Annotated in this window: 14 protein-coding genes; 4 read left to right on the plus strand and 10 right to left on the minus strand. The window is 42.5% G+C overall.

Going from position 1 to position 13,808, the window contains the following annotated elements; all coding sequences use genetic code 11:
- Positions 1-139 precede the first annotated feature (139 nt).
- The 6 genes from BCU94_RS00860 to BCU94_RS00885 all read right to left on the minus strand — a co-directional run bounded on the left by BCU94_RS00860 (position 140) and on the right by BCU94_RS00885 (position 6,604).
- Positions 140-1,924: a M1 family metallopeptidase gene (locus BCU94_RS00860; protein ID WP_102475379.1), complete on the minus strand. Its 1,785-nt coding sequence runs from the start codon at positions 1,922-1,924 to the stop codon at positions 140-142.
- A gap of 156 nt (positions 1,925-2,080) precedes the next feature.
- Complete coding sequence (locus BCU94_RS00865; protein ID WP_102440693.1) at positions 2,081-3,052, minus strand: phosphate ABC transporter substrate-binding protein PstS family protein; 972 nt, start codon at positions 3,050-3,052, stop codon at positions 2,081-2,083.
- Positions 3,053-4,278: 1,226 nt separating this feature from the next.
- Positions 4,279-4,464, minus strand: coding sequence for a hypothetical protein (locus BCU94_RS00870; RefSeq protein ID WP_102475380.1), 186 nt, complete (start codon positions 4,462-4,464; stop codon positions 4,279-4,281).
- Positions 4,465-4,658: 194 nt separating this feature from the next.
- Positions 4,659-5,741: an L-dopachrome tautomerase-related protein gene (locus tag BCU94_RS00875; RefSeq protein ID WP_102475381.1), complete on the minus strand. Its 1,083-nt coding sequence runs from the start codon at positions 5,739-5,741 to the stop codon at positions 4,659-4,661.
- 82 nt (positions 5,742-5,823) lie between these two features.
- Positions 5,824-6,114, minus strand: coding sequence for a putative quinol monooxygenase (locus BCU94_RS00880; RefSeq protein WP_055026561.1), 291 nt, complete (start codon positions 6,112-6,114; stop codon positions 5,824-5,826).
- A gap of 199 nt (positions 6,115-6,313) precedes the next feature.
- Positions 6,314-6,604 carry a putative quinol monooxygenase gene (locus BCU94_RS00885; RefSeq protein ID WP_102322248.1) on the minus strand — a complete coding sequence of 97 codons (291 nt, stop codon included), beginning with the start codon at positions 6,602-6,604 and terminating at the stop codon, positions 6,314-6,316.
- 216 nt (positions 6,605-6,820) lie between these two features.
- On the opposite strand from BCU94_RS00885, the gene BCU94_RS00890 reads away from it, so the two are divergent.
- Positions 6,821-7,744, plus strand: a complete 924-nt coding sequence (locus tag BCU94_RS00890) for a LysR family transcriptional regulator (RefSeq protein WP_102475382.1) — start codon at positions 6,821-6,823, stop codon at positions 7,742-7,744.
- 60 nt (positions 7,745-7,804) lie between these two features.
- Here BCU94_RS00890 and BCU94_RS00895 read toward each other — a convergent pair whose 3' ends face one another.
- The 3 genes from BCU94_RS00895 to BCU94_RS00905 all read right to left on the minus strand — a co-directional run bounded on the left by BCU94_RS00895 (position 7,805) and on the right by BCU94_RS00905 (position 9,758).
- Complete coding sequence (locus BCU94_RS00895; RefSeq protein ID WP_102475383.1) at positions 7,805-8,584, minus strand: glycine betaine ABC transporter substrate-binding protein; 780 nt, start codon at positions 8,582-8,584, stop codon at positions 7,805-7,807.
- A gap of 44 nt (positions 8,585-8,628) precedes the next feature.
- Positions 8,629-9,369, minus strand: coding sequence for a sulfite exporter TauE/SafE family protein (locus tag BCU94_RS00900; protein WP_055026565.1), 741 nt, complete (start codon positions 9,367-9,369; stop codon positions 8,629-8,631).
- A 98-nt stretch (positions 9,370-9,467) separates the two neighbouring features.
- A complete protein-coding gene (locus BCU94_RS00905; RefSeq protein ID WP_102475384.1) occupies positions 9,468-9,758 on the minus strand; it encodes a putative quinol monooxygenase in 291 nt (96 codons plus the stop codon).
- Positions 9,759-10,057: 299 nt separating this feature from the next.
- On the opposite strand from BCU94_RS00905, the gene BCU94_RS00910 reads away from it, so the two are divergent.
- On the plus strand, positions 10,058-11,086 hold the full coding sequence (locus BCU94_RS00910; protein ID WP_055023927.1) for a radical SAM protein: 1,029 nt from the start codon (positions 10,058-10,060) through the stop codon (positions 11,084-11,086).
- Between the two features lie 17 nt (positions 11,087-11,103).
- Positions 11,104-11,661 (plus strand): DUF1349 domain-containing protein, encoded by a 558-nt coding sequence (locus tag BCU94_RS00915; protein ID WP_198589518.1) that lies wholly within the window; start codon positions 11,104-11,106, stop codon positions 11,659-11,661.
- Positions 11,662-11,846: 185 nt separating this feature from the next.
- Here BCU94_RS00915 and BCU94_RS00920 read toward each other — a convergent pair whose 3' ends face one another.
- Positions 11,847-12,812, minus strand: a complete 966-nt coding sequence (locus BCU94_RS00920; RefSeq protein WP_102439541.1) for a helix-turn-helix domain-containing protein — start codon at positions 12,810-12,812, stop codon at positions 11,847-11,849.
- A 114-nt stretch (positions 12,813-12,926) separates the two neighbouring features.
- Between BCU94_RS00920 and BCU94_RS00925 the strand changes: the two genes are divergently transcribed.
- A complete protein-coding gene (locus BCU94_RS00925) occupies positions 12,927-13,718 on the plus strand; it encodes an MBL fold metallo-hydrolase (protein WP_102475385.1) in 792 nt (263 codons plus the stop codon).
- Positions 13,719-13,808: the final 90 nt, after the last annotated feature.

Genomic DNA, 13,808 nt, shown 5'->3' on the forward strand with positions numbered 1-13,808 from the left:
TTTCATTGTTCATCATCATCCCCCATTTAGGGCATTGTTAATACGCTAGCGCATTATTAGCAAAACCCGCAAAGTAATACTTCTGGCAGCCCACTGGGTTGCCATTTTTTTAGCCATTGTTAATCAATAGCGCTGAGCTTCAAAGCTGCTGCATCAGTGCATCAAGTTGTACTTGCAGTGAAGGATGATAACCTGCCCTTGCCTGCTGAAATATCGCTAAAGCCTGTTGCTCATACCCGGCAATTAATAACTCGTTATAAAGCGGCTTAACAAACTTTGCTCGGCCAATATGACCTAAAAAGGCTGCAACCTTTGGCAGCACTATCTCATAGTTATTGCGAATGGCTACACTGTACCAGTCGCAGGCAAGCTCAGCATTTTGTGAACCCGAGAAGCCAAACACGCTATCAAGATCGGTAAGTTGTAGCTGCGTGAGTTGCAGCGGTAGCTGTTTGATAAAATACTGCCAATGATGCACTCGCCAACCAGCCACATTCAATTTAGCCGCACTGTCGCCCAGCTTTAATTGCTGCAATGCCAAATCCACTTTATCTAAGCTTGTGGATGTCGGCCCAACAAACCATTGGGGTAATCCTTCACCGTATACCCAAGTCATCAACTCTGATTCACTGATGGCCTCGGGATACTGCACAAGCAAGGTTTGCTTGGCATATTCAATAAAGGTTTCAGTGGTAATAGCTTGAAACTTAAAATGCTGCACATAATCAAATAAGAAGTGATCAAAGGCTTTACGGCCTAATCGTACTTCAAGTTCATGGACAAACATTGATGCTTTGTCATAGGTAAAGCGATTAAAAGCGTCATTCGCATCTTGGTGCTGCACGTTCGCCGGTAGTGTTTGCGCAGCTAATGGCATTGAGGTCATTTCTTCTTTAAGGCGGCCAAACTCAATCACCCATTCAAGCTCCGCTTGCTCTTTGCCATATATTTTCTCCACTAAACGATTGGTAAAGTAAGTGGTAAAGCCTTCATTGAGCCATAAGTCTCGCCAAGTGGCATTACTGACTAAGTTCCCCGTCCATGAGTGAGCTAACTCATGGGCTACAGTAGACACTAAGCTTTTATCGCCCGCTATCAAGGTAGGAGTAATAAAAGCCAGTCGTGGATTTTCCATGCCACCAAAGGGAAAGCTCGGCGGTAACACTATCATGTCATAGCGATCCCATGGATATGGGCCAAGCAAGGACTCAGCCGCTAATATCATCTCCTCGGTATCTTCAAACTCAGCCAACGCTTTGGCTAGCATCGCAGGTTCGGTATAAATACCGCAGCGGTCACTAATGGCCCCGTAAGCTAAATCTCCTACTGCCAGTGCTAGTAAATGGGTCGGAATGGGCTTTTCCATCTCAAACTGAAATACACCATCTGTTGGCATCACATCGCTATTAGCAGCGCTCATCACGGCTCTTAAACCATTATTGACTGTCACTGTTGCTGTGAACGTAATACGGGCTTTAGGCGTGTCTTGCAAAGGGATCCAACTGCGGGCATTAACGGGTTGCGATTGACTGAATAAATAAGGAGATTGTTTACCTAAGGTTTGTTCTGGCGTGAGCCATTGCAAGCCTTGTGAATTCGGTGAGGTGCGGTATTGAATCACAACTTCATCAATTACCTTACCGATGTTGATAACGATTTTATCCCCTTGCAGAGTATCAATATGCTCAACGGCATAGTCAACGGCATTGCCTTGGATATCACTGATGGTATCAATATTAAGATCTCGACCATCAAGCACGAGTTGATCACAAGTTTGCAAGCGCTTGAACTGTAATATCACTTGGCCAGTCAATTGTTGTAACTCGAAATCGACAGCGAGTGTCAGCTGCATATTATGTACTTTAATTTCATCAGTATTGGCTACTGAATGATAGTCACGATTATTATCCCAAAGCGTTGTCAATTTGATACCTATTCACCAACAGTATGATGTGCAACAGAATATACCAATGCGCGCTTTTCATCGACAAGTTAGATTAAATTCATATTTATCACAGGTATAAAAAAAGCCTCAACTATATTCATAATTGAGGCTCTAATCATTTGTTAGGCGGTAAGCTTAAAGCTTGATACCTGCTTTTTGTAAATCTTTTGCAACGACACTGCGAGGTAGTGGAACATAGCCGTCTTTTTCAACAATTTGCTGACCCTGCAGCGATAACACGTAACGGATGAACTCACGATCCATTGGTGATAAGTCATTGTTAGGGTGCTTGTTGATGTAAACGTATAAGTAACGTGATAATGGGTAAGTCCCATTCGCTGCATTACCTGCAGTTGCTGCGATGTATTTAGTGCCTTTCTTTGAAAGCGCTACCGCTTTAACACCTGCAGTTTTGTAACCGATACCAGAATAACCGATAGCATTAAGACCTTGAGAAACTGATTGCACTACTGAAGCAGAACCTGGTTGCTCATTAACGTTTGGTCTAAAGTCACCTTTACAAAGTGCTTTCTTTTTGAAGTAACCGTAAGTACCTGATACTGAGTTACGACCATATAATTGCACGTCTTTCTTAGCCCAGTTACCTTCTAGCCCAACATCGCCCCAACGCGTTACATCATCACCACCACACTTTTTAGTTGATGAGAAGATTGAATCGATTTGCTCGATGCTTAACCCTTCGATTGGATTATCTTTATGAACAAATACTGCTAATGCATCAATTGCAACACGAATAGCTGTTGGTGCGTAACCATAATGTTTTTCAAAAGCTTCAATTTCATTAGGCTTCATTTGACGGCTCATAGGACCGAACTGAGAAGTACCTTCAGTTAATGCTGGCGGCGCAGTAGAAGAACCAGCAGCTTGAATTTGGATATTTACGTTAGGGTAAATATGTTTAAAATCTTCAGCCCATAAGGTCATCATATTAGCTAAAGTATCTGAACCCACTGATGACAAGTTACCTGAAACACCACTGGTTTTTTCGTACACAGGTAATGTTTTATCAATGGCTGCCATAGATGTAGCTGAAAATACACCAGCTGCAGAAAAGGCGATAGCGCCAACTAGCTGTTTAAGTTTCATTTTTGTGCTCCGGTATTATAAGCGTTGTTATTTAAGACAGGCTCAGTATCAATGACGATGATGACAAGTCTATGACGCTAATGTGACAGCAGTATGACAATTAACACTTTTAACAATCACACCAAACACGTTCCAAAGCTAATTAATGGCAACCTTAAGCAGTTAAAAATCATGGTATTAGCTGAAAATCAGTTTATTTAAATTGCTTAATACAGCTAATTTTGACTATGAGTTATTTATTAAGCCTGCAGTTTTTACCTAACAAGTTAGGCTTTGTTGCAATAAAGACCAACAAATAGTTTACAGACTCATCCGCAAGACCTTATAAAACCCGCTTCATGTAAGTTATTTGATACTGACCATTTTAAAGAAGCATTATTGTGGCTTAAAGAATCGGTTATTATGAACAATTCAAAGTCGTGATACCTAGTCCGCACCCAAATTAGACTGTTGATGCCTTTTTTGTATTTCCAAACTCCGTTTGGATTAACGTCGTGGGTTTTCCACCCACACCCAACCAAAAGGGTATCAACAGCATTACCCTCCATACTCTTTATTAATGAATTAGGCCCCGCCGCCCCTAACGAAAAATGCTGAAAAGCGCATGATTTTCGATGGGGATTTATCCAGCTTTTAACTTCGTTTGTTGCTAACTTCGGCCCCTGTTTATTATAAAGAGTGAAAATGCTAACGCTTCCGATGGTGAGTCTGAAGTAAATGGATTTACAAATGTCACGGTGGCATGGATGCTAAGGAGTGATCCTGCACCTCGAAAGCTATGCTCACATCCATGTGAGCATCACGCTATTTTCTTCAACGTCCTCAATTCAAATTGAGTTTTAGTCTTTTACTTTCTTAGATTTATAGATTGTCTAGCTTTTGATATTTGGCTTTTACTTGTTGCAATATAAAAAGCTAAATCGAAGAGATGAAAATTCCGGTGTAAGCGCGGCTATGACCGTCCATGACAAGGACGTCATGGCCGAGCTTTCAGGGACGAACTTGCAGCGTGTCACAGTCGTGCTTGCACATAAGCCTGCGGCAGGCAATTGGTTAGATTGAAGTGATGGCCTGCTGTTACTGATCTAATATAAATGAAGTTTAAAGCTGGTGCTGGTAACTCATTTATGCCCCAAAACAAGCTAGAGCAGGATTGAGGCTAATTTCAAGACACGCGATTAGACTTACTTTTCCTTATGTCTAGAGTTCTGACTATGTGGCCAAATTTACTGATCCACTACAGTTGATGTTTCTTCGTAAGAAAGGTGATCTGGAAAAGTTATAAAGCGATCTTCATGACCAACCACTTCCTGAGCTAACATACCATCAGTACTGCCTCCGCCTCTGGCCACATCGTTGCTACCTTGATTGATCGCGACAGTGTCCCAAGTCGGAAAAAACAGACCAACCACGCGGTTCCAACCTGAAGATGTGTAACCTTGCTACCGTCAGCAATCACATCACCTCCGCCAACAGCAGATGAGGCAAATTCAGACACCTGGATAAGGTCTCGACTCGGTTTTATCGTGAATTTTTCATGATGGGCTCGCTATTGAATTGAAAAATAAGGACAGGAGAGAATGACTCCCGCCATAAAGACCATCAATTAGTTAAGTTTGATTCGAAGCACATGGTATGGCTTGGTTGAACCTTCTTCGCCTTCGTTGAAAGCAGGGTGGAAGTGAAGAGAGTTTTGAGTGACGTACAAGTAATCACCCTGGATAGAGAAACCATCTGCCCATGACAATAACTTGTCATCTTGTGCAAAGATTTTGTAGCCGTCTTTATTCACCACACCAACAGCATTTTTCTCAATATCACCGACATAGATATCACCGTTATCTGCGATAATCATGCCATCACTTGGACGTTTTTCACTGAAAAATTCAATCTGCTCGGCCAATGCATCTTCACTAAGCGCTGTGTTAGCAAGAGCAGCGGCAGGAATACGGTAGATAGCACTACCATTGACTGTACCAAAATATAGCCATTCATTATTTGCATCAATAGTGATTGGATTCACACCAAGATAAAGCGCATCAACGCTACCATCTTCACGCTTTGTCGCCATACGAGAACTATCAATCACAACTTCATGCTCAGGTGAAAGCAGTGCTTTATTTGATTGCAAAACGCGGCGAGATTTACCTGTATTTAAATCTACAACAACAAAGGCAGGCGCAGCTTCGCCATACAGATTACCTAAACTCGTATCGGCAATGTACATCTGGTTACGCAGTGTATCTAATGCAAAATCCTGTAAAAAAGAGTTACCGACCTGTACGTCTTTTCCAATTTCAATGCGTTTAAATAGCTTATCGTTGACGGTATCCCATGCAACAATTTGCGAAGGCGAAGTTTCACTGCCCATATCTAACACCCACACAACACCATCATCGGTACTATCAATACCGATTACTGAAGCCAAACCAACCTCACCTTTATCTGGACCATCTGCCCAGTCTTGGGTTGGAAATGCTTTGGTTGAGCCATCCTTCATCAATTCAACAACACGAAGTTCAGGTGCATCAAGGGGTTGCATAGAAAGGAAAGTACGCCCCTGCTTCGTTACTGTAATGTTCCCTGGTCGTGTGCCATCAAGCTTGGCAACCACTTCGATATCAGCCGCTTGCGCTGTGTTAACTATCATCGCAGTCGCAAGTGTTAGTAAGATTTTGATATTTTTCATGTCGAGCCTCATTGGTGTTCTTTGATGCCCTAACCGTTTTAGTCAGGGCATAGTGCTATAACAAGCTTGTTTTATGTTGTCGTTACGCGATCTTAGTCATTTCGTTGACTGTGAAGCTTGCGACAGAGCCTTCCGTTGCTGTCATGTAGTCCGCAAGGTGCTGGTTGCCCATATGAGCCTGCCAAAGTTCACGTGATACCCAGTTTTCATAAAAAGTAAAATGCGCTGGGTTTTCGTTGTCTTGATGAAGGTCATAGTTGATGCAACCTTCTTCAGCGCGAGTAATGTCGATAAGCTTTAGTAGCTCGGCTTTCACCAGTTCAATTTTGTCGTCATTAGCTTTGATGTTTGCAACAATCGTTAATGTAGTCATGGGATGTTCCTTTTAAATTTGATACCGAAATCGTCGGTAATTTTGATGTCTTTAATGTTTTAGTGATAGGGCAACTCGTCATGTCATATTGAGTTACTCACTAAATGTAGTACAGGTACTACACTCAATTACTGACTTATATTGTAAATACTTTCAAATCTATTTTGATAATTGAATGTTTAAATACGTTAATTTTTAACTAAGCGATCTTGGTCATTTCGTTGACTGTGAAGCTTGCGACAGAGCCTTCCGTTGCTGTCATGTAGTCCGCAAGGTGCTGGTTGCCCATATGAGCCTGCCAAAGTTCACGTGATACCCAGTTTTCATAAAAAGTAAAATGCGCTGGGTTGTCGTTGTCTTGATGAAGGTCATAGTTGATGCAACCTTCTTCAGCACGAGTTATCTCGATAAGTTTTAGTAGCTCAGCTTTCACAAGTTCAATTTTGTCGTCATTGGCTTTGATGTTTGCAACAATCGTTAATGTAGTCATAGGAGTTTCCTTCGTTCTGAGTTAGTGCCGTACTTAGCGCACTGCGTTGTTGGTATGGAGGTATAATAGTGCGAACATTACCAATGAAAAACAGCCCATCAATTGAATAATTACCAATTAAAATTTGATAATAATCTTTTAATATTTCATGTGGTGCGATATAAAGGGATAGTCATTTTCAGATTTTGTTAACACACTGATTAAAAGGTAACGGTTATGCTCTTAGAGGATTTTCAGGTCATTTTAAAAGTCGCAGAGTTTCGCAGCATCACTGCTGCTGCGACAAATCTGGATATGCGCACGGCAACGGCAAGTGCGGCGGTGAAACGTGTTGAGGCATCATTAGGGGTTGAATTATTTGTACGAACGACTCGTCATTTACGCTTATCTTCTGCCGGCGAGCGTTATTTGCCTCAGTGTGAAGAGGCGTTGCAGATGCTTGAAAAAGCCAAAATGAACATGCGTGAAGAGCTAGGGATTATTGATGGAGAGATCCGCATCGCCCTTTCGTCTGATTTGGGCCGAAATGTGGTCACACCTTGGCTTGATGAATTTTTGTTGGACTACCCAGACGTTTCACTTCGCTCCAGTATCAGTGACAGCAACATCGATTTTTATCGAGATTCTGTTGATATGGCGCTGCGCTATGGCTCACCAACCGATGCGAGTATGTACGGTTTTAAAATTTGTGATGTGCCAAGGCTGTTGTGCGCCAGCCCGGAGTATTTAGCAAAATACGGTACTCCATCCGAGCCAGATGATCTGCTTGAACATAATGCCCTGTTTTACCAGTTACATGATATTTTGCAAAATGAGTGGTTGTTTAATGATGGAAAAGAGGACATTAAGGTAAAACTGAAAGGTAACAGAGCATCTAATGATGGCGATCTTGTTCGGCGCTGGTGTGTGGCGGGGAAAGGGGTAGCAATCAAGTCTTGCCTCGATATGGCCGATGACTTGCTAACAGGGAAAGTGGTCAATGTAATGGCAGACTATAAACCGACTTCCACTGAGCTTTGGTTAATATGCCCAAGCCGACAATCTATTACCCCAACCGTCCGCCTATTAAGGGATATGCTTAGAGAAAAGACCGAACAGATTCTAATCCAAATGAAGGACAAAGGGATTCTATTGGGTTAACTGTTGAGGTTGTGAGGGCGTGGAAATTGCCAGCCCTCAGTAAAGCGGTGATGGTCTTAACTACTGATGGTTGTCCAACCACTCACGAGTCACATCATCAACCGCTAATCCCGCACGGCAAACCTTGTAATCCAATTCTGCGATGATTTCATTTGAAAAGCGCAATTGATCTAGCTGTGCCAACTGTGCTGGGGTAAATACGATTGATCTTTCTTGTCGAAGTAATAATATGGCGCGATCAACGCTACCCAATAATCCTTTGGGCTCTTTTAATTCACGGATAGTAAATAGGTGGTGCAAGAACTGTGGTTTCCACAATGGCACAATAACCCACTCATTATTTTCAACCGCACGTTCGTAGGCACCAAAGCAATCCTCTTCTGAACCAGAGTGAAAATGATAACCCACATCGCTTAATCCATATTGGTCCATCATTTCAATAGAGAATCGGGTAATGCCAGCACCTGGGTTAATACCTTGAATGTGTTTGTTGGTGCGCTTAACGACTTCTGGTTTTAATAGGTCACTGATTTGTGAAACAACCTCCTCAGGTACATAATCGGGCACCCCCCATAGAGCGTACGGTTTATAGTGCAAACCTAACTCTAACAAAGGCTCTACCGTTTCAACATCGGATTTATAGATACCGTGGCTTGAAGGTAACCAGGCCGAAGAGAGCATGTCGATACGGCCCGCTTTTAGATTTTGGAAATTTTCTTGATGTGGTGCGTAGACACGTTCCACCTGAAAACCCATATCAGTTAAGACATGGCTAACTATCGATGCAGTAACGCGATGAAAAGATAAATCGGTAACCCCGAGATTGATAATGTTAGACATAACGTGACCTTATGATAAAAGAAAAAGAGGTTTTAAAATCGCATTTAAAGTGCCGTGAGGCCGGAATAGAGCATCTTTGTTCCCGTAAGAAACAGAACGCTATAACTTATCTTGTAAATCAACTCTTGAGAGATGATATTCACCATCCACACACCGGCTCTAACCCCTAAAAACGCAATCGGCACCAAAACTAACGAGGTCATCAAGTTTTGCATATCGAGCAGCCCCATATAGCTGTATGGGATCAACTTAATAAAATTAAGCACCGTGAAAAATACTACGCTGGTGCCGATTAATTGTTCTTTCGGCAGATTTTTTGGCAGTAGATGCATGCTTGCAGGCGGGCCACCGGCATGGGCAATTGTACTGGAAAACCCAGACAACATACTTAAGGCATAGCCCTTTATCGGGTGGCTAAATTGAACCTGCTTTAGCAGAAACTTTTGTGTTAAAAAGACCAAAGCCAGCCCCCCAATGATAAGTTCAACTACAGATGTTGACAGACTACCCATAAAATAAGCAGCACTCATCACCCCCAAAATAGCGAAGGGCATCATACTTTTTAGCTCGACGTAATTGCAGTTCTTGCGGTGGTAAAACAGCGCCATTAAATCCATACCACACAATAATGGTAATAAAATCGCAGCGGCTTGAACTGGCGATACGCTCATCGCCATCAAAGGTACCGATAGCATCCCCAAAATACCGCCGACCCCTCCCTTGCCCATGCCATAGAAAAAAACGGCAGGTATCGCTGCAACATAAAACCAAAGGTCTGTGATCATGATATGTAAACCAAGAAAATACGTAGATGAAAACAAGTGTATTTGAGCAAAAAACTTTTAAAGCCATTGACTCAAATAAGGGGGAATACAAAGTTGGCTTAAGCGATTTGGGTCATTTCGTTTACAACGAAGCTAGCCACACAGCCTTCAGTTGCTGCCATATAATCGGCAAGGTGTTGATTACCCATATGTGCTTGCCAAAGTTCACGTGATACCCAGTTTTCGTAGAAAGTGAAGTGTGCTGGGTTTTCGTTGTCTTGGTGGAGGTCATAGTTGATGCAACCGTCTTCGGCACGAGTGACGTCGATTAATTTCAACAGCTCTGCTTTTACCAGTTCGATTTTGTCTTCATTGGCCACGATGTTTGCAACGATAGTTAGCTTAGTCATAGTGTGTTCCTTTGTATGGAGTTGAAGCAGCTGATGGTGTGCTGCGTTGTTGGTTTGGGTGTATATTACGGTGATTATTGCAAAGTAAAAACAGTCTAAAAATTGATTTATTATCAAATTTAGTTTGAGAATTGATTTTTAAGTCTGACCATAAAGAGGGAATTAGATCGCGTTGTGTGGTGATGTGTACGGTGTTTATCTATTTATTTTTGATAATAATTCAAATAATACCGCGTTTTTACCGTGTAAAATTTGCCGTAGGATGGCCAAATCAATTTCAATTCATTGGATAAATAGCCATGTCACAGATACATTTTCAACAGGGCCCAATACGCCCACCATCAGAAGCAGACAGTTTGCTTATCAGAACCACACAAGGGTGCCCGTGGAATAAATGTAAGTTCTGCACCCTTTTTGAAGGCATGGAGTTCTCTATTCGTCCGGTTGAAGATATTAAGCGTGATATCTGGGCGGCGAGGGCGTTTTATAAAAACAGAACCTTTGATAGCTGTTTTTTGCAAGATGGCGACTCATTCGCCATGGAAACCCAAGACTTACTTGACGTGCTCAATACACTGAAAGAGGCTTTTCCGGAGCTTAAACAGATCAGCTCTTATGGCCGGGCGCAGACCATGACTAAAAAATCGCCAGCGGAGATGAAAGCAATCTGCGATGCTGGGCTAAACATGCTTTACTGCGGTATGGAGTCGGGATCTATCGAGGTTCTAAAACTGATGAAAAAGGGGATCACCCCGAAATCAATCTTGAAGTCAGCCGAATATGCCAAGCAAGCGGGTATGAAAATGATGACCTTCATTATCCTTGGCTTAGGTGGAAAAGAACTGTCAGAGCAACATATCGCAGCAACGGCCGAGCTACTGAATCAAATCAACCCAGACGAAATTCGCATACTCTCGCTGGCGGTTAAATCGGGAACTGAATTGGATGAGTTAGTACAAAACGGCCAATTTACACCACTAACAGAGCGAGAGATGCTTGAAGAACAATATCAGCTTATCAGCAAGCTAGACGGCATAACGGGTAATTATGGCAACTTCCATGGCATCAATGTATTGACGGAACTTAATGGACAATTACCACAAGATAAAGAGACATTTTTGCGCACCATTGAGCACTTTATGATGATGAGTGAAAACGACCAGAATAACTTTGTTTTAGGTCGCCGCATGCACTATTACGCCACACTGAGTGATATGCGTAATCAGCTTATGTATGACAGCGTACAAAAAGAACTAGACCGAATTAAGCTGCAAAATCTTGGCAATCTTGACGATATTTTCTATCAACTCCGCCAACGTATGATCTAATAGTAAGGAACAGCGCAATGATAAACAATCTAGATAATTGGACGATTCAAAATGAAAACCCAGAGCACTGGTCGTTTAAAAATGAAGTGCTTACAATGCAAGTTCAAGAGGGCAATATCTTTGGTGCTGGCGCTAATGATGTAAAAAACATCTTTATTTATCCGGTAGACAAGCCAGAATACAGCGCGGAGGTGACGATTAATCTAGATCCGAACCTCAGTTTCGAGCAGGCTGGACTAGGGATTTACTGGGACAATGATAACTATATAAAAATCAGTAAAGAGATGTTTATGGGTGCGCGATCGCTGGTGTTTGTTGTAGAACAAAATGGTCAGCCTGATATTAAACATCGCTTATTATTCGGTGAGTCGACAGTATCGGTAAAGCTTGAAAGAAGCGACACTAAAGTTCGCGCTTATTATCGAACGCAAGATAACGACACATGGCAGTCAATTATAAGCACTGCCGCACTATCAGGGCACGAGCAAGGCGTTATGCTTTACACCTTTAGCGGCAGAATCACTGTGCCCAACTTTGCTGAATTTAGTGAGTTTGAGCTAACTGATTTGAACTAATGTGCATCCCGCATAAGATGAACTGGCCTGCTCCATTAATAAAGATTGAGTGGGTTAGTTAAGTGACGTTGCCATACTTTTAATGATCCATGTGTTGCTGAATTAGCAATTTCGCTAAAACGGAATTGTCCAAAGGTATGCTGGCGGTAGCATGTAACGCAAAAATGCCCTCAATGAAATGAATTCTATTGCTTGAAAGTCGTGCGCCACTGAACCGGCGATACATGAAAAGCAGATTTAAAGTGCTTTCTAAATACACTGTCAGAGCCAAAACCCGCTTGCTCTGCAACTTGAGGTATCGATAGTTTCGTGGTTTCTAATAGACGTTGGCTAAACACCAAACGTCGATTTTGCAGCCATTCACCAAATGTACAACCATAGGTGGATTTAAACTGGCGTGTAAAGGTACGTTTACTCATCGCACAGCGCTCAGCGAGTTCATCTAGTGAATGAGACTGATTGAGACTCTGCTCAACCTGCTCAATCACAAGGTTAATACTTGTCTCTGTGAGGGGTTTTATGTTGACTGGTGCTGGTATGTATTGTTGCTGCCCACCATTACGAGATGGTGCAGTCACCATCTTACGAGCGAGATCATTCGCAAGCTCACTACCACACAAACGGCGCACTATGTGCAGACAGCAATCGAGTGAAGCTGCTACTCCAGCAGAGGTGATGATAGTCTCATGTTCAACAAATAGAGGGTTTGGGTCAAAATTCACCTTAGGAAATTGCTGCTGAAATTGTTCGGTAAATGCCCAGTGGCTTGTGGCTCGTTTGCCATCGAGAACGCCAGCACACGCGAGAACATAAGAACCAAGGCAGAGCCCTACCAGCAACTTCCCTTTATCATGATGATCTATTAACGCCTCTAGAAGTCGCTCACTTGGCTCTGGCAGGTCATTTGGCCAGCTTGGAATAATTATAATATCGGCTTCTTGGGTAGCACTTAGATCGCTATCGACCACCACACCAAATCCAGAGCTTGTTTCAAACCGCAAGCTGTTTTCGCTACAGGTCCTCAAGTTAAACCGAACCGGCTGACCGAAAAAGATATCTTGAAACACCAGACAGGGCACAGAGAGATGAAAAGCACTGATGCCTTCGAAGGCTATCATAGTAATTTTAATTAACTCGCTTGATTTGTTCATGAGTGTCTCGATTTGCGCGAACGTTGACTTTCAAGACAGTATCATAAGAAGTCGGAAAGTAGCATACTAAATCGTATAGAGAACATGACTTCTTAGTGAGTTTAGAGAGGCATTATGAAGATCCACCACCTACGTAGCGCAACTTTTATCATTGAATCTGGCGAAACATTTATCCTTATTGATCCTATGTTGGGGAAAAAAGGCTCTATGCCTCCGTTTTCAGTCATTAAGGCTAAGGCCGCGAAAAATCCAACCGTTGAGATGCCAAGTAATGCCGATGAGCTACTAAACAAGGTTACTCATACCTTAATTACTCACAGTCAAACACTTGGTATCAAGGCATTACAACATGGAGATCACCTAGATCCAGCAGGTGAGACGTTTTTAACAAGTCGTAATATCCCAGTTGCGACACCAGCCAAAGATAAGGCTTACCTAGAAAAATACGACTTAACAGTAAATTGGGGAATTGAAGACTGGCAAACTATCGACTTTCTAGACGGAAAGCTCACCGCGGTTCCGGCTTTGCACGGCCATGGATGGATTCACAAGGTAATGGCTAATGGTGTTGGATTTTTCTTGGAGCTCCCCAATGAGCCTTCTATTTACATTAGCGGTGATACAGTTCTAACCGATGATGTAAAACGAGCGTTGACTGAGTTGAAACCTGATATCACAGTAGTCGCGGCAGGTCGTGCTCGTATGGACGTTGGTCAACCGTTATTGATGTCTATTGATGAGGTCATGGAGTTTATTCGCCTTTCCCCTAATAAGGTGGTTGCGAACCATATGGAGGCACTCAATCACTGTGCAGTGACTCGACCAATTCTTAAAGAAGCAATTGATAAAAACGGTTTGTCAGATAAAGTCCTTATTCCTGCTGATGGTGAGACCTTGGAGTTTTAGATACCTGAACTAATCCGATGACTCTCGATTTAAGTAAATAATCTAAATGATTTTTTGTCCAAAAGCTTGTCAGAACCAGCAATTTACCAG

This window comes from Shewanella sp. 10N.286.52.C2 (assembly GCF_002874545.1).
Lineage (GTDB): Bacteria > Pseudomonadota > Gammaproteobacteria > Enterobacterales > Shewanellaceae > Shewanella.